At 62.0% G+C, this 21736-nt stretch carries 25 protein-coding genes; 17 read left to right on the forward strand and 8 right to left on the reverse strand.

The features are described 5' to 3' along the window. The first annotated feature begins 138 nt into the window (after positions 1-138). The 6 genes from AC0L3I_RS22060 (at position 139) to aat (ending at position 5568) form a co-directional block, all read left to right on the forward strand. A complete protein-coding gene (locus AC0L3I_RS22060; RefSeq protein WP_473528212.1) occupies positions 139-1533 on the forward strand; it encodes a M48 family metalloprotease in 1395 nt (464 codons plus the stop codon). Positions 1534-1620: 87 nt separating this feature from the next. Beyond that, positions 1621-2424 carry a DsbA family protein gene (locus tag AC0L3I_RS22065; RefSeq protein ID WP_473528213.1) on the forward strand — a complete coding sequence of 268 codons (804 nt, stop codon included), beginning with the start codon at positions 1621-1623 and terminating at the stop codon, positions 2422-2424. A gap of 214 nt (positions 2425-2638) precedes the next feature. Further along, entirely contained in the window at positions 2639-3073 is a 435-nt protein-coding gene (gene aroQ / locus AC0L3I_RS22070) for a type II 3-dehydroquinate dehydratase (RefSeq protein ID WP_031254564.1), read from the forward strand. Between the two features lie 26 nt (positions 3074-3099). After that, the gene (gene accB / locus AC0L3I_RS22075; protein ID WP_029353815.1) at positions 3100-3558 is read left to right on the forward strand and encodes an acetyl-CoA carboxylase biotin carboxyl carrier protein; all 459 of its coding nucleotides are present in this window, start codon (positions 3100-3102) and stop codon (positions 3556-3558) included. 19 nt (positions 3559-3577) lie between these two features. Continuing rightward, positions 3578-4921: an acetyl-CoA carboxylase biotin carboxylase subunit gene (gene accC, locus AC0L3I_RS22080; protein WP_473488678.1), complete on the forward strand. Its 1344-nt coding sequence runs from the start codon at positions 3578-3580 to the stop codon at positions 4919-4921. Between the two features lie 29 nt (positions 4922-4950). Continuing rightward, positions 4951-5568 (forward strand): leucyl/phenylalanyl-tRNA--protein transferase, encoded by a 618-nt coding sequence (aat, locus tag AC0L3I_RS22085; RefSeq protein ID WP_095492025.1) that lies wholly within the window; start codon positions 4951-4953, stop codon positions 5566-5568. Positions 5569-5580: 12 nt separating this feature from the next. On the opposite strand, the gene AC0L3I_RS22090 is transcribed toward aat, so the two are convergent. The 3 genes from AC0L3I_RS22090 to AC0L3I_RS22100 form a co-directional block, all read right to left on the reverse strand. After that, entirely contained in the window at positions 5581-5949 is a 369-nt protein-coding gene (locus tag AC0L3I_RS22090) for a hypothetical protein (RefSeq protein ID WP_473528214.1), read from the reverse strand. Positions 5950-6052: 103 nt separating this feature from the next. After that, the gene (locus tag AC0L3I_RS22095) at positions 6053-6568 is read right to left on the reverse strand and encodes a DUF2155 domain-containing protein (RefSeq protein ID WP_473488707.1); all 516 of its coding nucleotides are present in this window, start codon (positions 6566-6568) and stop codon (positions 6053-6055) included. Positions 6569-6842: 274 nt separating this feature from the next. Next, complete coding sequence (locus tag AC0L3I_RS22100) at positions 6843-7241, reverse strand: NADH:ubiquinone oxidoreductase subunit NDUFA12 (RefSeq protein ID WP_473528215.1); 399 nt, start codon at positions 7239-7241, stop codon at positions 6843-6845. A 260-nt stretch (positions 7242-7501) separates the two neighbouring features. Between AC0L3I_RS22100 and panB the strand changes: the two genes are divergently transcribed. Further along, the gene (gene panB / locus AC0L3I_RS22105) at positions 7502-8344 is read left to right on the forward strand and encodes a 3-methyl-2-oxobutanoate hydroxymethyltransferase (protein ID WP_473528216.1); all 843 of its coding nucleotides are present in this window, start codon (positions 7502-7504) and stop codon (positions 8342-8344) included. A gap of 64 nt (positions 8345-8408) precedes the next feature. Continuing rightward, positions 8409-9260 (forward strand): pantoate--beta-alanine ligase, encoded by an 852-nt coding sequence (gene panC / locus AC0L3I_RS22110; protein WP_473528217.1) that lies wholly within the window; start codon positions 8409-8411, stop codon positions 9258-9260. Positions 9261-9265: 5 nt separating this feature from the next. Here panC and AC0L3I_RS22115 read toward each other — a convergent pair whose 3' ends face one another. From AC0L3I_RS22115 to AC0L3I_RS22135, 5 genes are all read right to left on the reverse strand, one after another. After that, positions 9266-9718, reverse strand: a complete 453-nt coding sequence (locus AC0L3I_RS22115; RefSeq protein WP_473528218.1) for a phasin — start codon at positions 9716-9718, stop codon at positions 9266-9268. A 256-nt stretch (positions 9719-9974) separates the two neighbouring features. Next, the gene (locus tag AC0L3I_RS22120; RefSeq protein WP_473528272.1) at positions 9975-10463 is read right to left on the reverse strand and encodes a GNAT family N-acetyltransferase; all 489 of its coding nucleotides are present in this window, start codon (positions 10461-10463) and stop codon (positions 9975-9977) included. A gap of 4 nt (positions 10464-10467) precedes the next feature. Beyond that, entirely contained in the window at positions 10468-11967 is a 1500-nt protein-coding gene (gene gatB, locus AC0L3I_RS22125; RefSeq protein WP_473528219.1) for an Asp-tRNA(Asn)/Glu-tRNA(Gln) amidotransferase subunit GatB, read from the reverse strand. Positions 11968-12134: 167 nt separating this feature from the next. Next, entirely contained in the window at positions 12135-12566 is a 432-nt protein-coding gene (locus AC0L3I_RS22130) for a CBS domain-containing protein (protein WP_023798170.1), read from the reverse strand. A gap of 103 nt (positions 12567-12669) precedes the next feature. Further along, entirely contained in the window at positions 12670-13428 is a 759-nt protein-coding gene (locus tag AC0L3I_RS22135; protein ID WP_473528220.1) for a rhomboid family intramembrane serine protease, read from the reverse strand. A 421-nt stretch (positions 13429-13849) separates the two neighbouring features. On the opposite strand from AC0L3I_RS22135, the gene AC0L3I_RS22140 reads away from it, so the two are divergent. The 9 genes from AC0L3I_RS22140 (at position 13850) to AC0L3I_RS22180 (ending at position 21378) form a co-directional block, all read left to right on the forward strand. Further along, complete coding sequence (locus AC0L3I_RS22140) at positions 13850-14488, forward strand: PAS domain-containing protein (RefSeq protein ID WP_473488670.1); 639 nt, start codon at positions 13850-13852, stop codon at positions 14486-14488. A gap of 117 nt (positions 14489-14605) precedes the next feature. Continuing rightward, positions 14606-15223, forward strand: coding sequence for a PilZ domain-containing protein (locus AC0L3I_RS22145; protein ID WP_123151050.1), 618 nt, complete (start codon positions 14606-14608; stop codon positions 15221-15223). Between the two features lie 270 nt (positions 15224-15493). After that, entirely contained in the window at positions 15494-16102 is a 609-nt protein-coding gene (locus AC0L3I_RS22150; protein WP_473528221.1) for a transglutaminase-like cysteine peptidase, read from the forward strand. A 471-nt stretch (positions 16103-16573) separates the two neighbouring features. Next, positions 16574-16999: a globin family protein gene (locus AC0L3I_RS22155; RefSeq protein ID WP_473528222.1), complete on the forward strand. Its 426-nt coding sequence runs from the start codon at positions 16574-16576 to the stop codon at positions 16997-16999. 256 nt (positions 17000-17255) lie between these two features. Further along, on the forward strand, positions 17256-17504 hold the full coding sequence (locus AC0L3I_RS22160) for a DUF1127 domain-containing protein (RefSeq protein WP_473528223.1): 249 nt from the start codon (positions 17256-17258) through the stop codon (positions 17502-17504). A 306-nt stretch (positions 17505-17810) separates the two neighbouring features. Next, positions 17811-18389, forward strand: a complete 579-nt coding sequence (locus tag AC0L3I_RS22165) for an OsmC family protein (RefSeq protein WP_473528224.1) — start codon at positions 17811-17813, stop codon at positions 18387-18389. 64 nt (positions 18390-18453) lie between these two features. Continuing rightward, positions 18454-19686, forward strand: coding sequence for a flavin-containing monooxygenase (locus AC0L3I_RS22170; protein WP_473528225.1), 1233 nt, complete (start codon positions 18454-18456; stop codon positions 19684-19686). Between the two features lie 10 nt (positions 19687-19696). Continuing rightward, entirely contained in the window at positions 19697-20908 is a 1212-nt protein-coding gene (locus AC0L3I_RS22175; protein WP_473528226.1) for an NAD(P)/FAD-dependent oxidoreductase, read from the forward strand. Positions 20909-20931: 23 nt separating this feature from the next. Next, positions 20932-21378 carry a MaoC family dehydratase gene (locus AC0L3I_RS22180; protein ID WP_135937614.1) on the forward strand — a complete coding sequence of 149 codons (447 nt, stop codon included), beginning with the start codon at positions 20932-20934 and terminating at the stop codon, positions 21376-21378. The last annotated feature ends 358 nt before the right edge of the window (positions 21379-21736 follow it).

The following is a 21736-nucleotide window of genomic DNA, read 5'->3' on the forward strand; positions in this document are numbered from 1 at the left end:
GGCACTTGTCGGCTGCCGGCGCCGAGCTTTGGCGTCCCGCGCCGCACAAATGCCCGATTGATGTGAGGATCACAAGTTCGGTAAAGTTTCAGTGCCGACTTTTCATCCTTCGCCCGCTCGTCTACCAGTGGACCTGCCATGTTTAGCCGACCCAAATCGACGATAGCCAGGGCAGCGCGCGCCTTCGCGACGCTTTCGCTTGCCGCGACGGTCGCTGTGACCGGCACCATCAGCGCCTTAGCGCAAAACGTGCCGGTGGTGCGCGATGCCGAGATCGAGGCGCTGGTACGCGATTATGCGCGGCCGATCTTCCGGGCCGCGGGCCTGCCGGAAGACGGCGTCGACATCGTGCTGGTCAACGACCAGAGTTTCAACGCCTTCGTTGCCGGGTCCCGTCTGTTCATCAACACCGGCGCCCTGATGTCGGCGGAGACGCCCAACGAGATCATCGGCGTCATCGCACACGAAGCCGGCCACATTGCCGGTGGGCACCAGCAAAAATTGCGCAACCAGCTCGAACGCGCCAAGACGATGGCCATCATCGCGACGCTGCTTGGCGCCGGCGCCATCGTCGCCGGCGCCACCACCAAAAGCCGGGGCCTCGCCGGCGCCGGCATGGGGGTCGCGGCTGGCGGCGGCGAGATGGCGCAGCGCAGTATCCTCGCCTATCAGCGCACCGAAGAGATGACCGCCGACCGCTCGGCGATAACCTATCTCAATGCCACCGGTCAGTCCGGCCTGGGCATGCTGAAGACCTTCGGCCGCTTTCAGAGCGCGCTCTCGCTGTCAGGGGCGCAGGTCGATCCCTACCGGATCAGCCATCCGCTGCCGCGGGAACGCATCGCCAATCTCGAAGTCCTGGTCAAGCAGAGCCCCTATGTCGACAAGGTCGATACGCCGGCACTGCAGCAGCGGCACGACGTGATGCGCATCAAGATCGCCGCCTATATGGGAGGCAAGGCCGCCGCATCGCGGCTGATGCGCAAGAACCCGGCCAGCCTCGCCTCGCAATATGGCGACGCGCAGACGAGCTACCTTTTCGGCGATCTGGCGGGGGCGCTCGCCAAGACCAACGCGCTGATCAAGGCACAGCCGAAAAACCCCTATTTCCAGGAATTGCGTGGCGACATCCTGATGAAGGCGAACAGACCGAAGGCTGCCGCCGAAGCCTATGCCAAGGCGGTCAGCCTCGATCCGGCGCGATCCGGGTTGCTGTCGGTCTCCTACGGCCAGGCGCTGATGGCCATCGGCACGCCCGAATCCCTGGAGAAAGCGGTGGTGCAGATCAACAAGGGCCTCGGGCGCGACCGGGAAAACGCCGTCGGTTACCGCCATCTGGCGCAGGCCTATGGCGAGCTCGGCAACATTCCGGCCGCCGATCTTGCAACCGCCGAAGGCCATTTCTATTCCGGCGCCTACAAGGATGCCAAGATCTTCGCAATGCGCGCGCAGATGAAAATGAAGCGCGGCGAGCCGGGCTGGATCCGCGCGCAGGACATCATAAACTACGCACCATCAGGCAAGAAAAAGTGAACCTTCCGGCCGTGCGCGGCGACATGTAGTCGGACCAATCGAGGTCAGACCAATCGGGCCGGAAACCAGGCAAGAGGATTAGGGACGATGAACAAGGCAATTCTGCTGGGCACCACGGGAGTGGCGGTCGCTCTCGCCATGCTGGGTTTCGGGTTCGTGACCGGAAGTCCGCAGACGGCAAAGGCCGATGCCGTGCAGATCGCCCAGGCGGCGCCCGCCGACACCAAGATAGACCGGGCCGAAGTCGAAGGCATCATCCGCGACTATCTCCTGAAGAACCCCGAAGTGCTGCTGGAGGCTCAGGAAGCGCTCGAGGCCAAGCAGAAGGAGGCGCAGCGCATCGCCAGTCTCGCCATCATCAAAGATGCCAAGGACCAGATCTTCAACTCGGCCTTCGACGGCGTCGTCGGCAATCCGAACGGCAAGGTCACCATCGTCGAGTTCTACGATTACAATTGCGGCTACTGCAAACGCGCCATGGAGGACATGAAGACGCTGACGACAGCCGATCCGGACCTGCGCTTCGTGCTCAAGGAGTTCCCGATCCTCGGCCCGGATTCGCAGAAGGCGAGCGTCGTCTCGATGGCCTTCCACCTGATGATGCCGGAGAAATACGGCGAGTTCCACAACGCGCTGCTCGGCGCCCAGGGACGCGCCACCGAAGCAGCGGCCATCAAGGTAGCGCTTTCGCTCGGCGCCGACGAAGCGACGCTGCGCGAGAAGATGAAGGACCCGTCGATCGCCGAGGCCCTCTCCAAGACCTATGACATTGCCAACAAGCTGGCCATAACCGGAACGCCCTCCTATGTGGTCGGCAACGAGGTGGTGTTCGGGGCGCTCGGCCAGCAAGTGCTGGCGGAGAAGATCGAGGCGGCCAAGGCCGCACTCTGATCGGTTTCGGCGCAACCCATTTTCCGCCTGTTGTGGACAGCGAAAGAACCCACTTGCGCTCTTTTCGCAGGCGTCTAAGCCCATTATAGAGGTCCGGCGCGCCGACTGATGCCGGCGCTGATGTGGTGGATTTGAATCCGAAATTCGTTCAAATCGCTGCTTCAAGATATTGCGAATTTCGGATTCAAAACCACACTGGAAAAAGGTCGGCATTTTGAAAACGGTTTTCGTCCTGAACGGTCCCAACCTCAACGCGCTCGGCAAGCGCGAGCCGGGCATCTATGGCGGCAAGACGCTTGCCGCGATCGCCGACGATTGCAAGCAGGCAGGTGCGGCGCTTGGGCTCGAGATCGATTTCCGTCAGTCGAACCATGAGGGCGACCTCGTCGACTGGATACAGGAAGCCGCCGACAAGGCTGTCGGCATCGTCATCAATCCGGGCGCCTACAGCCACACCTCGATCGCCATTCACGACGCCATCCGCTCAGTCGCGCCATTGCCCGTCGCCGAAGTTCATCTTTCCAACATCCATGCGCGGGAATCATTCCGCCACGTCTCCATGGTCTCGCCGGTCGCCGTCGGCGTGATCTGCGGGTTCGGGCCGCTCGGCTACACACTGGCGCTGCAGGCGCTGGCCGCACGCCTATGACCGGCCAACAAACAGAAGGCTCGAAAATGTCGATTAAGAAGAATGGTGTTGACCAGCAGCTTATCCGCGATCTGGCGGGCATACTGAACGACACCAACCTCACCGAGATCGAGGTCGAGCTGGGTGACTTGAAGGTGCGCGTGTCGCGACAGGCGCCGGCCGTCCATGCGGTCGCCGCACCGCAGCCCGCCTACGCGCCGCCGGCAGCGCAGCCGGCGGCCGCAGCCGCCCCGGCAGCGGCCGACGTGTCCAAGAATGCAGTCGCCTCGCCCATGGTCGGCACCGCCTACCTGGCGCCGTCGCCCGACGCCAAGGCGTTCATCGAGGTCGGCCAGCAAGTCAAGGAAGGCCAGACGCTGCTGATCATCGAGGCGATGAAGACGATGAACCAGATCCCCTCGCCCCGTGCCGGCACGGTGACGGCGATCCTGTTCGAGGATGCGCAGCCGGTCGAATACGGCATGCCGCTCGTCGTGATCGAGTAGAGCCGGGAACAGCCGAAAAATGTTCCAGAAAATCCTCATCGCCAATCGCGGCGAAATCGCTTTGAGAGTGCTGCGCGCCTGCAAGGAGCTCGGCATCCAGACGGTAGTGGTGCATTCGACAGCCGACGCCGACGCCATGCATGTGCGGCTCGCCGACGAGAGCGTCTGCATCGGGCCGCCGCCGTCGCGCGACAGCTATCTCAACATCCACCAGATCGTCGCGGCCTGCGAGATCACCGGCGCCGACGCGGTGCATCCGGGCTACGGCTTCCTGTCGGAGAATGCCAAATTCGCCGATATCCTCGCCGCGCACAACATCACCTTCATCGGCCCGACCGGCGATCACATCCGCATCATGGGCGACAAGATCGAGGCCAAGCGCACCGCAAAGCGTCTTGGCATTCCGGTGGTGCCCGGCTCCGACGGCGCGGTCACCGAGGAAAAGGAAGCCAAACGCATCGCCGCCGAGATCGGCTACCCCGTGATCATCAAGGCGTCGGCCGGTGGCGGCGGACGCGGCATGAAGGTGGCGCGCAGCGAAGTGGATCTTGAAGTCGCACTGCAGACGGCGCGTTCGGAAGCCGGTGCTGCCTTCGGCGACGACGCCGTATACATCGAGAAATACCTTCAAAAGCCACGCCACATCGAGGTGCAGGTATTCGGTGACGGTGCCGGCCACGGCGTGCATTTCGGCGAGCGCGACTGCTCGCTGCAGCGCCGTCACCAGAAAGTCTGGGAAGAAGCGCCCTCGCCGGCCCTCAATGCCGAGGAGCGCGCGCATATCGGCGGCGTCTGCGCCAGGGCGATCGCCGATCTTGGCTATTCCGGCGCCGGCACTATCGAATTCCTCTACGAGAACGGCGAATTCTACTTCATCGAGATGAACACGCGCCTGCAGGTCGAGCATCCGGTGACGGAGGCGATCACCGGTATCGACCTCGTGCACGAGCAGATCCGCGTCGCCTCGGGCGCTGGGCTTTCGGTGCGCCAGGAAGACATCCGCTTCCAGGGCCACGCCATCGAATGCCGCATCAATGCCGAGGATGCGCGCACCTTCACCCCCTCGCCCGGCACGATCACCCACTTCCACACGCCGGGCGGCCTCGGCATCCGTGTCGATTCCGGCGTCTATTCCGGCTACAAGATCCCGCCCTACTACGACAGCCTGATCGGCAAGCTGATCGTGCACGGCCGCAACCGTGTCGAATGCATGATGCGGCTGCGGCGGGCACTCGACGAATTCGTCGTCGACGGCATCAATACGACGCTGCCGCTGTTTCGCGATCTCGTCGGCAATGCCGATATCGCCAATGGCGAGTATGACATCCACTGGCTGGAAAAATATCTGGCCAAAGAGGATTAGGTCGTGAACTTATAGAATATAATGATGCGATGACCCGTCCCTACGCGCCAGGCTATCGCATCCCGACCGACCTGTTGCTCAAGGCCTACGCCTCGGGTGTCTTCCCGATGGCCGAAAGCGCCACCGATCCCGAAGTGTTCTGGGTACGGCCGGAGACGCGCGGCATCATCCCGCTCGATGGTTTTCACACGCCCAAAAGCCTGAGGAAGGCGATCCGGAAAAACCTGTTCGACATCCGTTTCGATTTCGACTTCGAGGCGACGATCGATGGCTGCGCAGAGAGGCGCGAGGAACGCCGGTCGACCTGGATCAATGCGCCGATCCGCGAGGCCTATGTCGAACTCCATAGGATGAGCCATTGCCATTCGGTCGAAGCCTGGCGTGAGGGTCGGCTGGTTGGCGGCCTCTACGGCGTGTCGCTCGGCCGGGTGTTCTTCGGCGAAAGCATGTTCGCCAGGGAAACGGACGCGTCGAAGGTCTGCCTGGTGCATCTGGTCGAACGCCTGAAGGAACGGCGCTTTGCGCTGCTCGACACCCAGTTCACCACCGAGCACCTCAAACGCTTCGGCGCGGTCGACGTGCCAAGGGGCAAGTATGAAAAGATGCTGGCTGACGCGCTGAAGGGCGAAGCGGTCTTTTTCCCGTGATCTGCGCCAGGGTCAGTGTTTTGCGGCAGGCTCAAGAGGCGTCTGCGCGTGGAACATCATCTTCCAGCCATTGACGCGATGGACATAGCCGGTGCTGACCAGCGCCGCATATGGCTCGCCATTCTCGCGCGTGGCATGGGCCTCATAGGTCAGCATGACAATGTCGTTGCCCGGCTCGATGATGCCCTTGAGGTCGATGTCGAGATCGCGCCAGCGGTTCGGGTCCGTCGCGGTTCCGGCCAGGTCGGCGTTGCTCATCGTTTGCGCCATCTGTGGGAAGGCCACCAGGCATTCGGTGTCGGCATTGGCTTTGAAATAGGCAGCGTCGCCGGTCCAGAACCCTCTTTCGAGATCGAGGAGTTCGTTCTTGTTGGCCATCATGGGGACATCTCCGTAATGCCAGCCATGACCAACGCACGGAGAATAAGGCGGTTCCGGAAGGCTCAGCATGTGATCCCGAACAGGTGATTCCGCATCTGGCGCCCTAATTGGATTTAGCAGCGTCGGGTGCCGGCACCTCCGACTTCTGTTTGCAGCCCTTCAGCCAGACGTCGTAGACCGCGTGCTCGACGGCGTTGAGGCCGGGGCTTTCGGCAAACATCCAGCCGGTGAAGATACGGCGGATCTTGCGATCCAGCGTGATCTCGTCGACCTCGACGAAGGAATCGGTCTTCGGCTCTTCGGTTTGCGGCTGCGAATAGCAGATGCGCGGCGTCACCTGCAAAGCACCGAACTGCACCGTCTCGTCGATATAGACATCGAAGGTGATGATGCGGCCGGTGATCTTGTCGATGCCGGCGAATTCGGCGACGGGATTGGTGATGCGTTCCGGTGCCGCCGGTGCCGCCGGAGCCACTGTCGCATCCGGTTCCCCTGTCGAATCCGGTTCCACTGTCGCATCCGGCTCCACTGGCGCCTCCGGTGCCGCTTGCGCCCCCGGATCCACTGGCGGCTCCATCTCCATCGGCGCCCCCGGTTCCACTGGCGGCTCCAATTCCATCGGCGCCCCCGGTTCCATTGGCGGCTCCAGCCCCATCGGTGCCCCCGGTTCCACTGGCGCCTCCAGCGTCTGTGCGGCGGCGATGGCGCAGGCGACAAAAGCGGCGGCGGCCGTCAGTCCGCCCATCGAGATTCGGCTGAAAATGCTCATGCAGGGTCCGGTGGTTTGCGCCCGGGGTGATTCTGTCGCGCCCAAGGCTAGTCGCTGCTGTCAGATCGGCAAGCAGCTAAACGCCAATTGTGGCGATAAAGGACCGATCCGTCTCGACGAGCGGTTACGTCCCCGGCGTCCAGGCGTCGTAGTCGCCCGTCACCTGCGGGCGGTGCTGATTGGTGAGCACGGAGCCTTTGGGGCGATAGGCGGCGGCACTTCCGGTAAGGTTCGGCTGATGCGGCTTCTGCCAGTCGCGTGGCTTGTAGTTGTCGCTCGGCGGCGGCGTATCGACGCGGTGATGCATCCAGCCATGCCAGCCGGGCGGAATCATCGAGGCTTCCGAATAGTCGCGATAGATGACCCAGCGGCGGGTGCGGCCTTCCGAATCGACACCACCTTCGTAGTAGACGTTGCCAGCCTCGTCCTGCCCGACTTTCTTGCCATGCCGCCAGGTGTGGAAGCGCGTGCCCAGCGTCTGGCTGTTCCACCAGGTGAAAAACTGCAGAAGGAACGTCTTCATCCAAGTCCTCGTGGCAAGTCCTAGTGGCAAGTCCTCGCGGCGGCAGCGGCGGCGCCTGTTTCCTGCTTATGGCGTCAGGCCATCGCTAAGGCAAGGGTTTTGCCGCAAGCGTCACGCAAATCGCGGTCGGAAAACCGATGCAAACCTGGCAAGCCTTTCGCCTCTGTCGAGGCATGCCTTGCCAAGGCTGCCTGGTCTTTCTAAAGCTCTGCGCGTCCCATGCAGGTACCCAGCCTGATTGACGGTTGAGGGAGGTAAAGATGGCCCCGGATGCATCCGACCCTGAACTGCGGATCAGTGCCGGCGCCATTCGCCTGCGCAAGGGCGGCGTGCCGGTCGTCTGCCTCACCGCTTATACCTACCCCGTCGCTCGCCTGCTCGACGGCCATGTCGACCTGCTTCTGGTCGGCGACAGCGTCGCCATGGTTCTCCATGGCCACAAGACCACGCTGGGCGCCTCGCTGGAGATGATGATCGCCCATGGACAAGCGGTGATGCGAGGTTCAGCCAAGGCCTGCGTGGTGGTCGACATGCCGGCCGGAAGCTATGAGGCAACGCCGCGCCAAGCCGTTGCCTCGGCGCGGCGGATCGTCGGCGAAACCGGTTGCCAGGCGGTCAAGCTGGAGGGCGGCGTCGCAGTTGCCCCGCAGATCGCGGCGATCGTCGCTGCCGGCATTCCGGTCATGGGACATATCGGCTTGCAGCCGCAATCGGTGGAAAGCGAAGGCGGCTACAGGATCAAGGGCCGGACCGAGGAGAATGTGACGGCGCTTTATCGCGACGCCGACGCGGTCGAACAGGCCGGCGCGTTTTCGGTGGTCATCGAAGGCACCGTCGAGACCGTCGCCGCCGACCTCACCCGGCACATTTCCATTCCAACCATCGGCATCGGCGCCAGCGGCGAATGCGACGGCCAGATCCTGGTCATCGACGACATGGTCGGCCTGACCGTCGACCGCGTGCCTAAATTCGTCAAACAATATGCCGACCTGCGCAGCGTCATATTGCAGGCGGCGGCCAGCTATGCAGCGGAGGTGCGAAGCCGGACATTCCCCGGCCCGGCCCATGTCTTTTCAACCGCAGCCGACAACGACAAAGAATGAGTGGGGACAAAGAATGAGTGGGGACAGAGAACGAGTGGGGACAAAGAATGAGCCGGGACAAAGCATGAGCCGGCCTCTCGTCATCGACAGTGTCGCCGCTCTTCGCGCGCAAATCCGCGACTGGCGTTGCGATGGTCTCGGCGTTGCCATGGTGCCTACCATGGGTGCGCTGCATGACGGCCATATCTCGCTGGTCAGGATCGCGCTGGAAAAGGCCGAACGCTGCGTTGTTTCGATCTTCGTCAACCCGACGCAGTTCGCGCCGAGTGAAGACCTCGACAAATATCCGCGACAGCTCGCCCGCGACCTCGACCGGCTGGCCGAGGCCGGCGCACAGCTCGCCTTCATCCCTGATGTCGCGGAGATCTACCCGGCCGGCTTCGCCACCAGGATCTCCGTCGGCGGGCCGGCCGCCGGGCTGGAATCCGATTTCCGGCCGACCTTCTTCGACGGCGTCGCGACGGTCGTGGCAAAGCTCTTCCTGCAGACGTTGCCCGATTATGCGGTCTTCGGCGAAAAGGACTACCAACAGCTTTGCGTCGTCAGGCAGCTCTGCCGCGACCTCGATCTGCCGGTGGAAATCTTCGGCGCACCAACGGTACGCGACGCACATGGCCTCGCCATGTCGTCACGCAATGCCTATCTGAGCGAAGCCGAGCTCGGGGTGGCGCGCCAGCTCAACGCCATATTGCGCCGGACGGCAGCGGCACTAGCGGCAGGCGCGGATGAAGGCAGCGCGATCGCCGAGGCCGGCCGCGCGCTCGTCAAGGCTGGCTTCGACAAAGTCGACTATGTCGCGGCGCGCGAGAGCCTGGCGCTCGCGCCGTGGCTGCGAAACCGTGACGGACGCCTGCTCGCAGCCGCCTGGCTGGGCAAAACCCGGCTCATCGACAATGTGGAAGTTCCCTCCGCCTAGGCCAATCAGGCGACCTTGAGATCCTTTATCGCCTTCTCGTAGACATCTTTGATCGGCTTGGATACGTCTTCGGCGGCTTTCGTCGCTGCCGCCTGAAACTCCTTACTCTGCTCGACGGTCTTTTCCACCTGCTTGCGCAAGAAGTCAGTCTGCAGTTCGATGAACTCGGAGGGCGATTTCACGGCTACCAGGGCTTCGAGGTGAGCAAAGCTGGCCTCAGCATTTGCGCGCAGCGCGGCGATCGTCTTCAGCGACAGCTCATTGCTGGCGGTCTTGGCTGTTTCGAAGGACGACTCAAGAGCCTTCTGGGTCGCCTCGGCGCCGGTCGCCAATTTCGACAAGGCTTCTTTCGACTGCTCGACGCCCTTTTCGGCGACAGCGAGGATCTGATCGGTTGCCTCGGTCGGGATTTTTGCGTTCTCGGTGATTTCAGCAGTTTTATCGGCGGTCTTGGTCATAGTTTCCATCCTTTGCGGTGGGCGGCCTTTTTGAAAAGCCGTCTCGTTCATCTAGGACCATGACGTTACGGCATCTGCAGTGCATTGCAATATTTTTGTGCGTCGCACCATGCTTTTTTGCCTCAGCGTTAGCCACTGCGGACTTCGTGCCTGCGGGCGTGTGCACTGTCACGTAATTCAATTCGGCGCGCCCGCAACCGACCCTCGCAGCTGCTCATGAAACGCAACTGACGGCGACCTGTTAGGGCAGACAAATCTAGCCGATCGTCTTCTCGAAAATCAGCGCCGGCAGCCCTGAACCACCGCCGCAGTCGGCGGTGTTGCCGGCCGGCAAAAACCCTTTCGAGCGGTAGAAGGCGACGGCCTGAGCGTTTGCCTCTTCAACTTCGACACGCAGCGTCCGCGCCTCCGGAAAGCTGGCTTCGACCTCTTCCAGCAACGCCTGGCCGATCCCCTGCCTCTGGCAGGCCGGATGCACGTAGAGCTGGTTCAGCATGACGATCTTCGCATCGGTGGTGGCTGCGGCGAAAGTCATGCCGCCGATGCGCTTGCCGTCGTCTGCGACCAGGAATTCGGAATTCGGCCGTGTCAGCCGCGCCTTGAGCGAGGCGATCGAATGCCATTCATCAGTGATCTCGGTGACTTTGGCAGCACCAAAAATACCATCGTAGGTTGCGTGCCAGGTTTCGACCAGCAGCGCGCGGACCGCGGCAAGATCGCGCTCGCCAGCGGTGCGAACGAACATCATCCTATTCGATCCCGAGCTTGGCCTTGACGAGGTCGTTAACCGCTTGCGGGTTGGCCTTGCCGCCTGTCGCCTTCATCACCTGGCCGACGAACCAGCCGGCCATGCTCGGCTTGGCGCGCGCCTGCTCGACCTTGTCCGGATTGGCTGATATCACCTCATCGACCGCCGTTTCGATGGCGCCGGTGTCGGTGACCTGCTTCATGCCACGGCTTTCGACCAGTTGGCGCGGATCGCCGCCCTCGTTCCAGACAATCTCGAACAGATCCTTGGCGATCTTGCCGGAGATGGTGCCCTCCTTGATCAGGTCGATGACCGCGCCGAGCTGATCGGGCGAAACCGGAGCATTTTCAATACCCTTACCGGCTCTGTTCAACGCACCCAGCAGATCGTTGATGACCCAGTTGGCGGCGAGCTTGCCGTCGCGACCAGCGGCCAGCTTCTCGAAATAGTCGGCGACCGCCTTTTCCGACACCATGATCGAGGCGTCGTAAGTCGACAGGCCGAGCGAGGAGATCAGCCGCGCCTTCTTGGCGTCGGGCAGTTCAGGCAGATCCTTTGCCAGCGCATCGACATAGGCCTGGTCGAATTCCAGCGGCAGAAGATCGGGATCCGGGAAATAGCGGTAGTCGTGCGCTTCTTCCTTGGAACGCATCGAGCGCGTCTCGCCCTTGTTGGGGTCGAACAGCCGCGTTTCCTGGTCGATCTTGCCGCCGTCCTCGAGGATGGCGATCTGGCGGCGCGCCTCGTAGTCGATGGCCTGGCCGATGAAGCGGATCGAGTTGACGTTTTTGATCTCGCAGCGCGTGCCGAATTCGCCGCCGGGCCGGCGCACCGAGACGTTGACGTCGGCGCGCAGCGAGCCTTCGTCCATATTGCCGTCGCAGGTGCCGAGATAGCGCACGATGGTGCGCAGCTTGGTGACATAGGCCTTGGCCTCGTCGGCGGAGCGCATGTCGGGCTTGGAGACGATCTCCATCAGCGCCACGCCGCAGCGGTTTAGGTCGACATAGGACATCGTCGCATGCTGGTCGTGCATCGACTTGCCGGCATCCTGCTCCAGGTGCAGGCGCTCGATGCCGACCTCGATATCCTCGAACTCGCCCTGCCGGTCCGGGCCGACGGAGACGATCACCTTGCCCTCGCCGACGATCGGCTGCTTGAACTGCGAGATCTGGTAGCCCTGCGGCAGGTCGGGATAAAAATAATTCTTCCGGTCGAAGACCGACTTGTGGTTGATCTCGGCCTTCAGTCCGAGGCCGGTGCGGATCGCCTGCTTGACGCATTCCTCGTTGATGACCGGCAGCATGCCCGGCATCGCCGCATCGACGAGGCTGACATTGGCATTTGGCGGCGCGCCGAAAGCCGTCGAGGCGCCGGAGAACAGCTTTGCTTGCGAGGTCACCTGCGCGTGCACCTCGAGGCCGATGATGATCTCCCAGTCGCCGGTGGCGCCTGATATCAGGCGTTTGGCGTCGGGCGTGCGGGTGTCGATGAGGGTCATAGTGGCCTGCGAGTTATCGGTGACGGAATTCAATTCTCAACGTGAATTCCGTCACGTCGGACGTGAAAGTCACTCGCTAGTGCAAACCACAAAAAGAGACAAGCGCAAAGCCAAAGCTGGCGCTTCACATCGAATCCAGCCGGCCGGCCGGCTGAAGAAACAAGCCATCACGCCGTCGCGATGTAGGCCCTGATCTCCGCGGCCTCGCGCTCGACATCCTCGATGCGCCGCTTGACCACGTCGCCTATCGATACGATGCCGTCGAGCAGGCCGTCCTTTTCCACCGGCAGATGGCGGAAACGGCCACTGGTCATGATCTCCATGACCTCGTTGACGGTGTGGTTCTCATTGCAGATCTTCACCTTGGGCGTCATTGCCGAGCGCACCGCGATATCCAGTGCGGCGGCTCCTTCCCTGGCGAGGACCCGCACGACGTCGCGCTCGGAAAGAATGCCGACGATCTTGTGATCGCCATTGGTGATGACCAGCGCACCGATCCTGTGTTCGGCCAGGATGCGAATGGCCTCGCTCAGCTTTTCGTTCGGCCCGAGCGTCAACACGTCGTGGCCCTTCTGCTCGAGAATTGCCTTAACAGTCATGGCGTCCTCCTCAGTTTTACTTGCCGGTTTCCTACCCTGACCGGCTTTCGATAGTGCCAGACATCGTGCGCCGCGATCGATTGCTTTTCAAGTGCGGCGAGGCTCAGACCATAAACTCATCCACCTGCTGCCGCCGATCGAAAGCGCGCAGGCCGAAGAAGCCGGCGACGAAACCGCCGATATGAGCCTCCCAGGCGATCTGGCTGTCGATGCCGGGCGCGAAGGCAACGAGGCCGGTGGCGAGATTGATCACCATCCAGATGGCAAGAAAAGTAACAACGCCGCGCGAGCGGAACACCGCCGCCATCGGCAGCGGCGCGCCGGCGAAGGCGGCTTTGCCGGACGAGCGGTCGGTGCGGAAGCCAAAGCGGGCGGCGGCCCCCATCATGCCGGAAATCGCCCCCGATGCGCCGACCAGTGGCGCCTGGCCGAGCGGATGCACGGCCCAGAACAGCACCACCGCCGCCAGCCCCGTTGCCGCGAAGAACAGGCTGAAACGAAGCGCGCCGAAGCGGTTCGCCAGCGGCGAGCCGAAAGCCGCCAGCCACACCATGTTGACGGCAAGATGAGCAAAGCCGCCATGCAGGAAGGCATAGGTGAAGGGGCTCGAAAACGCGTAGAAATCGAGGTCGAAGCGACCGGAATAGCGGATCGGAATGAAGGCGGTCCGGATCAGCAGGGAGAAATCCTGGTCCTCGGTGAGCCAGTAGAGCCGGATCAGGTGAACGACGACGCAGATGCCGATCAGCGCCAGCACAACAGGCGGCATGTTGAATACCGGCTCGCGGCGCGGCTCCGGCTCGCGGCCGACAGGTCCGCCCTCACCCTGTTCGATTTCCGATGGGCTTGCTGGTTCGCTCATATGGCTCGCACTCAGTCGCTGGATTCGACTTCGCGAGCATGTAGATCACGGTCACCCGATTCACAAAGGGCGAATCGCCCCACGCAAATCAAAACTGGGGCGAATCAAAATTTGCGCGAATCAAAAAGAAGCCGTCCAAGGTTGCCCTTGAACGGCTGGTCGAGCCCCCGGGCTCCCCCAAACTCTTGATTGAACTGCTGCCGATCGCTGCGAAACGACCGCTTCTGGAGTGGTTTTAGCGTGCCACGGGGGTGGGCGGGGCGCAACGTAAACCACTTGTTAACCTTAACGACCCCGACCCGTGAACAAGTGTTAACGATGCTGGCACGCATCCTGCTCCGCAACGCATGTAGGTCCTCGGAGGGCGCCCTTCTGTTCACCGATGGGACATCAGACGACAGATTGCGCGGAGCAGCATAGCATGAACCAGAACGGATCGATCACGCTGTTCCATTATTGGAACCGGCTGCGTGACGGGCGCCCTGCCCCGAAGCGTTCGGAAGTCGAGCCAGCCGACATCAAGTCGTTGCTGGCCGACACCTTCATCTTGGAAAAGGATACGCGCGGCGAAGCGGTATTCCGGCTCGCCGGCACCAGGCTTTGCGCGGTCTATGGCCGTGAGCTCAAGGGGTTTTCCTTTCCCTCGCTATGGCGCGAGAAGGACCAGCGGCTTGTCTCAAAACTGATCCACGGCGTCTTCGATCAGAAATCCGTAGTGCTCATCACCTATGAAGGTTTTAGCCGCACCGACCGCTCCAGCAAGTTCGAGCTGCTCGCCCTGCCGCTCGACGGCGGCGTCGAAAATCCGCGTTGCCTCGGTGTGATAAGCGCTGCTGAAAAACCCTTCTGGCTGGGCGCGGATCCGATCGCCGACGCCCTGATCGATTCAATCCGTGTCGTCGATCCGGAGAAGGAACCGAAATTCCCCAGGAGCCGGCCGGCCATCGACGTTCCTTCGCTTGTCCCGTCGGAACTCGATCCGCCCCAGACGATTTCGGCGCTCGGCCAAGCGCGCCGCATCCGCCATCTGGTCGTGTTCGACGGCGGGCGCGAGGAATAGCCCAAAACGCTAAAGTAGCGGGGTCAGGCTTTCCCCTTTGTTAACCTGCTTTGCTGTAGCTTTCCGACGAAGTTCCTCGCATCAACGCGCGGAATGCCAAACGGGGTGTAGGCAGTCATGAGGTCAGCGGCGGTCGACACCGCGCCGTCCCGAGCTGAAAGGCGTAACTTTCAGCGCGTCCGCGTGAAGATCTACGGACGCTTCATGCTGGAGGATCGCACCGAACATCCGTGCCAGGTGGTCGACATGTCGCCGGGCAATGTAGCGCTTCGCACCGAGCGCATCGGCATGCCGGGCGAGAAAGTCATCGCCTATATCGATCACATCGGCCGCATCGAGGGCGTCGTCACCCGCATTTTGCAGGACGGTTTCGCGATGACGGTCATCGCGTCGGAACGCAAGAAGGACAAGCTTGCCGCGCAATTGACCTGGCTTGCCAACAAGCACGAGCTCGATCTGCCGGAGGACCGTCGTCACGAACGCGTGGCGCCGCGCAATCCGACCAGCGTGCTTCAGCTCAGTGACGGGCGCCAGTACCAGTGCCGCATCATCGATCTGTCACTTTCGGGCGCCGCGGTCGAGATCGATGTCAAGCCGGCGATCGGCATCCAGGTCATGCTCGGCACCATGCGCGGCCAGGTGGTGCGCCATTTCGAGGAGGGCGTCGCCATCGAGTTCGCGGTCATCCAGCGGCCCGAAACACTCGATTCCGAATTCAACGCGTCCGGCACCTGACAAACAGCGCACATTGCCGCAATCGACCGGCCCATTTCGGCCGGTTTTTTTTGTTGACCCGCGCCGGCTGTCGCGGGCTGCCAACCGATGCCGCGCCAAGGCGCCGCGTCGCGCCGATGTGACTCCCGCGAAACCGCCTCAACAATTTTATACTGAAATGATTCAAATTTTATGTTTATTCTATAGGCGTTTTACTTAATGTCTACTTCGGACCTTTGCGTCGAATAAATCCAACCGTGTCATTGTCTCCTCAAACGGGGAGACTGAACGATGAAGAAGACGAGGGGCAAGCTGTTGCTCTTGGCAATGGCGATGCAGCTTACCGCCTGGGGAACGGCGTACGCAGCGGGACCTGCCTTCATGCACACCGGAAGCCGCACCACACAGCCGGTCGGCCATTACGAGTTCTGCCAGAAGATTCCGCTGGAATGCAATCAGCGGACGCAGAAGCAGGCGCCGGTCGAGCTGACCCGCAAGCTGTGGGCGAAGATCGTGAGCATCAACAATTCCATCAACAGCAGGATCGCGCCACGCACCGATATGGAACTGTCGGGCAAGGAAGAAATCTGGTCCTATCCCAACAGCGGCTTCGGCGACTGCGAGGACTATGCGCTGGAAAAGCGCCGCGCGTTGATGAACATCGGCGTTCCGGCCGGTGACCTGCTGATGACGGTTGCGCGCCAGCCGAACGGAGACGGTCACGCGGTGCTGACCGTGCGCACCAGCCTCGGAGAGTTCATCCTCGACAATCTCGAAACCAGGGTGCTGTCCTGGACCGCCACCGAGTACACCTACCTGAAGCGCCAATCGAGCCAGAATTCGGGCGCTTGGGTAACGATCAACGACGGCCGCTCCGACGCGGTCGCCAGCGTCCGCTAAGGACGCGACGCAAAAACCCGGTCGAGTCCCCACACTCCCCGTCCCCAACGACCGGGTTTTAGGAGCCGGCCCCGTCCCCGGGCCGGCTCCACCTTTTCAAGCGGTACTGGCTTCTGGGGATGACGATCCGACTTGCGCGTTGGGAATGGCGGGAGACGACCGGTGCGGACATTGGTCCGCTTGCGACAAATTCAGCGGCGCAATAAGCTTCTGCCGTGAGCTACCAGGCGATGAAAATTCGAGTGATCTGTGATCAGAGGACTGTTCGGGAATGTTTCCTAGACGCTTGGTCACATTGAGAGGTTTCCGGGCACCGTCAGGACACAGAAGGAATCTGAATACAACTGGGCGCAAACCGAACCCCAATTGAGACACAACTGAAACACATCGATGCGCCGGGCGACATGCATGCGAAACGTTTTGGGCGGATGGTCGAGCCGCACGCAGGCCAGGAGCGCAGGAGCGTCGCCAATGACACCCGACCAGATTCGACTTGTCCAGGATAGTTTCCACGAGGTCCTCCCGATACGCGTGGCAGCCGCGGCTCTGTTCTATGAACGCCTGTTCGCGATCGACTCGGATCTTCGCGCACTGTTTCTGGCGAGCGACATGCCCAAGCAAGGCGCAGAGCTGATGGCGAGCCTGGGCTCCGTCGTGCGCGGACTGGATCGTGCCAACACCGTCCTTCCGACCGTACGCGAGCTCGCCAAGCGTCATGCGGCCTGCGGTTTCAAGGAGCATCATTACCCGATCGTCGGGCAAGCGCTCATCGACACGATGGCGGCCGGCCTCGGCACGGCCTTCACGCCGGCGGTCCGCGAGGCTTGGGAGGCAGCCTATGCGTTGCTCGCAAGTGTGATGATCGCGGCTGCCCGCGAGGATCAGCTCGCAGCGTGAGGCATCCGATGCCGGAACAATCGGCACTTAAGTTAGCGATGTTCGCGCTTTGAAACCAAACGCGCCCGTGGCCCAGCCCGGCGGCCGGGATTGACAGTGACTGTCGATTCCCGTGGTTGCATACGCAGTTTAACGGGTCCATTCCCTCGAATTCGACCATAATTCGACGGAGGCTCAAACGCTCACTCCCCTGGTCTTATCGCAACCTCCTCTAATCGACGGCGCGAATGGTCGCGTCGCGAGGATGGAGACAAAAATGACCACAATCGATCACGCAAACTATTCCGCCTCGAGAGACAGGCTCGACGCTATCGGCTTCGCCAAATCCGCGATCCGCCTGGCCTTCCGTGCATGGAAGATGCGCAGCGAGCGAGTCGCGCTACATTCAATGCCCGACTATCTGCTCAACGACATGGGCATCGGCCGCTCGGAGATCGATCACGTCACGTCCATGCGGTTTACAATTGCCAACAGCGCTCAACGCGGTCGCTTGAACGCGAAATGATGCTGATCCACATTGACCCGGCCTGCTGAACAGGCTCGGCTCGACGGGCGCGAGAGGTTGCCCCGAAGTCGGGCCAGGCCTTCAACACAAGAATTACTCAACCGCGCAATCCCTGGCGATCACCTCGCCGGGGTTTTGGCGCTTTGAACAAGGCCCACGTCTCGCAGATCGTTTCGTAGCGTGGAAGCATGTGGATCAAGCAATTCCATGGCAAATTCCACGAACGCAACCACCCTCGTTCAAACGCAGCGCCGTCACAAGGAAGCGGTCCGGCAAATTCGCCGCACTATTCACTTGGAGAAGACGATGCAACACACCACCAAGGCCTCAAGGCCACCGTTGAACGGCGTCGACACGCCGAACCTTCTGGCAACGATCAACTTTGTCGCCGGCCAGCCTGAACTGGCCAATTTCCAGTTCCGCGCCCACAACGAGTGGGTCGAAGGCACCCACAGCAAGAGCGTCATGCTCGGCTTCCACGGCGCCGGCCAGGAACAGAAGCATGCCAAAGCCTATTACGCCGACAGCGACCACCCGGCCGTGCTGTGCGGCGCCGATCACGGCCCCACCCCGGTCGAATGGCTGCTGCATGCGCTCGCCAGCTGCCTGATGGCGGGCGTCGCCAACATCGCCGCGGCGCGCGGCATCAAGCTGACCAAGGTGCAGTGTTCGGTCGATGGCGACATCGATCTGCGCGGCATCCTCGGGATTTCCGACGCGGTCCGAAACGGCTTTCAGAACATCACGGTGGCGTTCGAAATCGAGGGCGATGCGCCGTCCGAGAGGCTCCAGCAACTGGTCGAGCAGGCACGGGCACGGTCCGCGGTCTTCGACGTGCTGACGAACGGTGTTTCCGTTTCGGTCGGTGTCAAAACCATCCAGTGATCCACCCGGAAAGGCGGTTCGGACGGGAGTCTGAACCGTCGCCTCCAAAACTGATGGAAACAATATGGAACAGGCTGACGTTGTCATCGTCGGCGCTGGCCAGGCGGGCATCGCCTTGAGCCATTGCCTTCGAAAACGCGGGATCTCGCATGTCGTTCTGGAACGCGGGCGCATTGGCGAACGGTGGCGGTCCTCGACATGGCGTTCGCTCCGCCTTTTGACGCCCAATTGGCTGAACGGGCTGCCAGGCTCCCCATATTGTGGCTCCGAACCCGACGGCTACATGAGCCGCGACGCGTTTGTGGAAACCCTGGTTGGCTATGCCCATCGATCGCAAGCGCCGGTGCGCTCGTACGTCGATGTCTTGTCGTGCGAACAGGATGGGCAAGGCTTCAGGCTGCGGACGACCGCCGGCGACTGGTCGGCGAAAGTCGTCGTTGTGGCCACCGGTCATTGCGACGTGCCGAGCATGCCCTTCCCGCTGCATACCAGCGCGGACCAACCGGTCAGCATCCACGCTTCGCAGTACCGAAGTCCCGACCAGCTTGCGTCAGGCGGCGTGCTGGTTGTCGGCGCATCGTCGTCGGGCGTCCAGATTGCCGACGAGCTGCGACGCAGTGGCAGACGCGTAATCCTGTCCGTCGGCAAGCACACGCGTTTGCCGCGCATCTGGCGAGACAAGGATATCTTCTGGTGGCTCTACCATATGGGATTCATGTCCCAGCGGCTGGACGATTTGACAGATCCCGACAGCGCCAGACGACAGCCTTCACTTCAACTTGCCGGTCGGGCGGATCGCTCCAATGTCGATCTGGCGACCCTTCAGGGCATCGGAGTCGAACTCACCGGGCGGTTGAAAGGCATCTCGAACGGGACAATTGGCTTTGCCGATGATCTCAAAGATAGCATCACGGCGGCGGACGCCAAGCAGGACCGGCTCCTTCGCCATGTCGACCAGTTCGCGGGTCACAAATCCATGGCCGGCGCCCCCGCCCCGATCGAGGTGCCGACGAATTGCCTCAAGCGCCTGTCGTTCGCGAACGACGACATCGGCACCATCATATGGGCGACCGGCTACAGCCGCTCGTTTTCATGGCTGAAACTGCCCGTCATCACCGCCGATGGCGAACTGGCCCACAAGGGCGGGATAACGACCGTCGCCGGCCTCTATGCGCTTGGCTTTCGCTTTCTGCGCAAGCGCGATTCCAATTTCATTGGAGGCGTTGGGCCGGACGCGCAAGCGATCGCCGACCATGTCTCACACCATCTCGGTCAGAGCGGCCTCAAGGCAGCATAAGGACATTCCGATGCTTTCCAATGTCGTCCCCGCACATTCTCACTACGACGCCATCATCGTCGGCGCGCGCTGCGCCGGAGCCTCGACGGCAATGCTGCTCTCCCGGGCAGGATTGCGGGTGCTGGCAGTCGACCGCCAGTCCTATGGATCTGACACGCTGTCTACACACGCGCTGATGCGACCAGCCGTCATGCAGCTTTCGCGTTGGGGCCTGCTCCAACCGTTGATCCAAAGCGGTGCGCCGGTGATCAGGTCTACCACTTTTCACTATGGCGAGCAGGAGGTCACGGTGCCCATTCGGCCCGAGCCAGATATTCCGGGCCTGATCGCTCCACGCCGCACGGTGCTTGATCGCATGTTGGTCGATGCAGCACGAGCCGCTGGAGCCACGATTATGCACGACACCCCGGTCCATGATCTCATGTTCGACGCACATCGCCGTGTTCGCGGCGTCACATTGAGAGATGCCGGCGGCCAAACTCGCGAGATAAGCGCCGATATCGTGGTTGGCGCAGACGGGCTCGGCTCGTTTATCGCTCGCAAGGTCGAGGCAAGGAGGCTGGTGCAGGGGCGGTGCTCGGTGGCACATGTCTTCGGCTACGCCCCCGCGCCGGCGTTCTCGGGATACCACTGGTATTTCGGCCGGAACTTATCCGGCGGCGTGATACCGACGAATGACGGGCTAGCCTGTATCGTCGCATCCGTTCCGACCGAGCGGTTTGACGCGGAGTTCCGTTTCGATCTTTCCGCCGCACAGCTTGCCCTGGCAGCGCTGGCACCCAGATTGGGATCGCGGGTCTTCGGCAATGGTGGCGAACGTTTGAAGGCCTTCCGCGGCACGCCCGGCCGATTGCGGCAGGCATACGGCCCTGGCTGGATGCTGGTCGGAGATGCCGGCTTCTTCCGCGATCCGCTGACCTCGCATGGTATTTCCGACGCCCTGCGTGATGCCGAAGGGGCCGCGACGGCAATACTTTCCTGTCGCGAGTCCGCATTGCGGGAGTTCCAGGAAGTACGCGACAGCCTCGCGCTGCCCATCCTTGAGACCACGGACGCCATCAGTGCCTTCGACTGGTCCCTCGAAGAGCTACCTGAACGCCACAAGCGCTTCAGCGAGGCGATGAAATCCGAAGTCGCTGTGCTCTTGGCCCGGGCGGCGCGCGATCGCGAGGTTCCGCCTCTCCCGCAAGGGCTAGTGACGTCGCAGCTAGAGGCAATCTGAAACACAAAACAAGGAGCAAGGCTATGCAAACGACCATACGATCCGGATGGTCCGGAGTCCGGTTCGGACAACCGGAAGTCGGGGCCAGTGCAGAGCGAAGGCGCATCACTCGGGCTAGCGACATCATTGCGTTCAGCGACATGACCGGCGACAGAAACCCACTCCACTACGATGATGTCCTATCCGCCCGCACCGTATTCGGCCGTCTCATAGTTCAGGGCGGTGTCACTTCCGGCCTTCTCAATGCTCTGGTGGCCGAGGACTTACCGGGACCCGGCAGCGTCTTTCTTGGCGTCGAGTGGAAGTTCCTCAAGGCCGTCGGTATCGGCGAGGAGATCGTCGCACGCGCGGAGGTGCTTAGCGTGCGGGAAGACAAGCCGATCTGCACGCTGTCAACCACCGTCGCAAACTCGGCAGGCGAGATTTGCCTGTCCGGCACGGCTACAACCTACACTGTGCCGCTCGATTAGGCGCCATAGGCTGCCGGGCGGCTCCGCATTTCCATGCTCTCCCACACGCTGTCTCCAACGGGCAGAACGCATGTTCGAGGAACTAAGCGGAATGGTCCGCTGCAAACCAAGGAGCCAACTTTATGAACATCTCATTCGGTATCTATGCGACTCCGACATCCACTCTGTGGAAAGACATCCGCAAAGGTCCGCCGCTCGAGGCAGTCCGGGAGCACCTCGACCGGGTGGTTAACTTCAGACGCCTTTGCGAGATCGCTCGCAGGGCTGAGGTCCGGTGACGGAGCACGGGTCAAATGCGATGGCGGGCGTGAAGACACGTCCGCCATCGGTTTGGGTGTTGCGAAGCCAAATGCTTCGT

Source organism: Mesorhizobium sp. WSM4840 (genome assembly GCF_055811755.1).

Coding starts and splice junctions, on each gene's coding strand:
- AC0L3I_RS22180 (WP_135937614.1), top strand. CDS start 20,932: ATGCAAACGACCATACGATCCGGATGGTCCGGAGTCCGGTTCGGACAA.
- AC0L3I_RS22140 (WP_473488670.1), top strand. CDS start 13,850: ATGAACCAGAACGGATCGATCACGCTGTTCCATTATTGGAACCGGCTG.
- AC0L3I_RS22160 (WP_473528223.1), top strand. CDS start 17,256: ATGACCACAATCGATCACGCAAACTATTCCGCCTCGAGAGACAGGCTC.
- AC0L3I_RS22155 (WP_473528222.1), top strand. CDS start 16,574: ATGACACCCGACCAGATTCGACTTGTCCAGGATAGTTTCCACGAGGTC.
- AC0L3I_RS22090 (WP_473528214.1), bottom strand. CDS start 5,949: ATGATGGCCAACAAGAACGAACTCCTCGATCTCGAAAGAGGGTTCTGG.
- AC0L3I_RS22065 (WP_473528213.1), top strand. CDS start 1,621: ATGAACAAGGCAATTCTGCTGGGCACCACGGGAGTGGCGGTCGCTCTC.
- accB (WP_029353815.1), top strand. CDS start 3,100: ATGTCGATTAAGAAGAATGGTGTTGACCAGCAGCTTATCCGCGATCTG.
- gatB (WP_473528219.1), bottom strand. CDS start 11,967: ATGACCCTCATCGACACCCGCACGCCCGACGCCAAACGCCTGATATCA.
- aat (WP_095492025.1), top strand. CDS start 4,951: ATGACCCGTCCCTACGCGCCAGGCTATCGCATCCCGACCGACCTGTTG.
- AC0L3I_RS22170 (WP_473528225.1), top strand. CDS start 18,454: ATGGAACAGGCTGACGTTGTCATCGTCGGCGCTGGCCAGGCGGGCATC.
- AC0L3I_RS22115 (WP_473528218.1), bottom strand. CDS start 9,718: ATGACCAAGACCGCCGATAAAACTGCTGAAATCACCGAGAACGCAAAA.
- AC0L3I_RS22060 (WP_473528212.1), top strand. CDS start 139: ATGTTTAGCCGACCCAAATCGACGATAGCCAGGGCAGCGCGCGCCTTC.
- panB (WP_473528216.1), top strand. CDS start 7,502: ATGGCCCCGGATGCATCCGACCCTGAACTGCGGATCAGTGCCGGCGCC.
- AC0L3I_RS22130 (WP_023798170.1), bottom strand. CDS start 12,566: ATGACTGTTAAGGCAATTCTCGAGCAGAAGGGCCACGACGTGTTGACG.
- AC0L3I_RS22095 (WP_473488707.1), bottom strand. CDS start 6,568: ATGGAATTGGAGCCGCCAGTGGAACCGGGGGCGCCGATGGAGATGGAG.
- AC0L3I_RS22175 (WP_473528226.1), top strand. CDS start 19,697: ATGCTTTCCAATGTCGTCCCCGCACATTCTCACTACGACGCCATCATC.
- accC (WP_473488678.1), top strand. CDS start 3,578: ATGTTCCAGAAAATCCTCATCGCCAATCGCGGCGAAATCGCTTTGAGA.
- AC0L3I_RS22100 (WP_473528215.1), bottom strand. CDS start 7,241: ATGAAGACGTTCCTTCTGCAGTTTTTCACCTGGTGGAACAGCCAGACG.
- AC0L3I_RS22150 (WP_473528221.1), top strand. CDS start 15,494: ATGAAGAAGACGAGGGGCAAGCTGTTGCTCTTGGCAATGGCGATGCAG.
- AC0L3I_RS22120 (WP_473528272.1), bottom strand. CDS start 10,463: ATGTTCGTTCGCACCGCTGGCGAGCGCGATCTTGCCGCGGTCCGCGCG.
- AC0L3I_RS22135 (WP_473528220.1), bottom strand. CDS start 13,428: ATGAGCGAACCAGCAAGCCCATCGGAAATCGAACAGGGTGAGGGCGGA.
- panC (WP_473528217.1), top strand. CDS start 8,409: ATGAGCCGGCCTCTCGTCATCGACAGTGTCGCCGCTCTTCGCGCGCAA.
- AC0L3I_RS22165 (WP_473528224.1), top strand. CDS start 17,811: ATGCAACACACCACCAAGGCCTCAAGGCCACCGTTGAACGGCGTCGAC.
- AC0L3I_RS22145 (WP_123151050.1), top strand. CDS start 14,606: ATGAGGTCAGCGGCGGTCGACACCGCGCCGTCCCGAGCTGAAAGGCGT.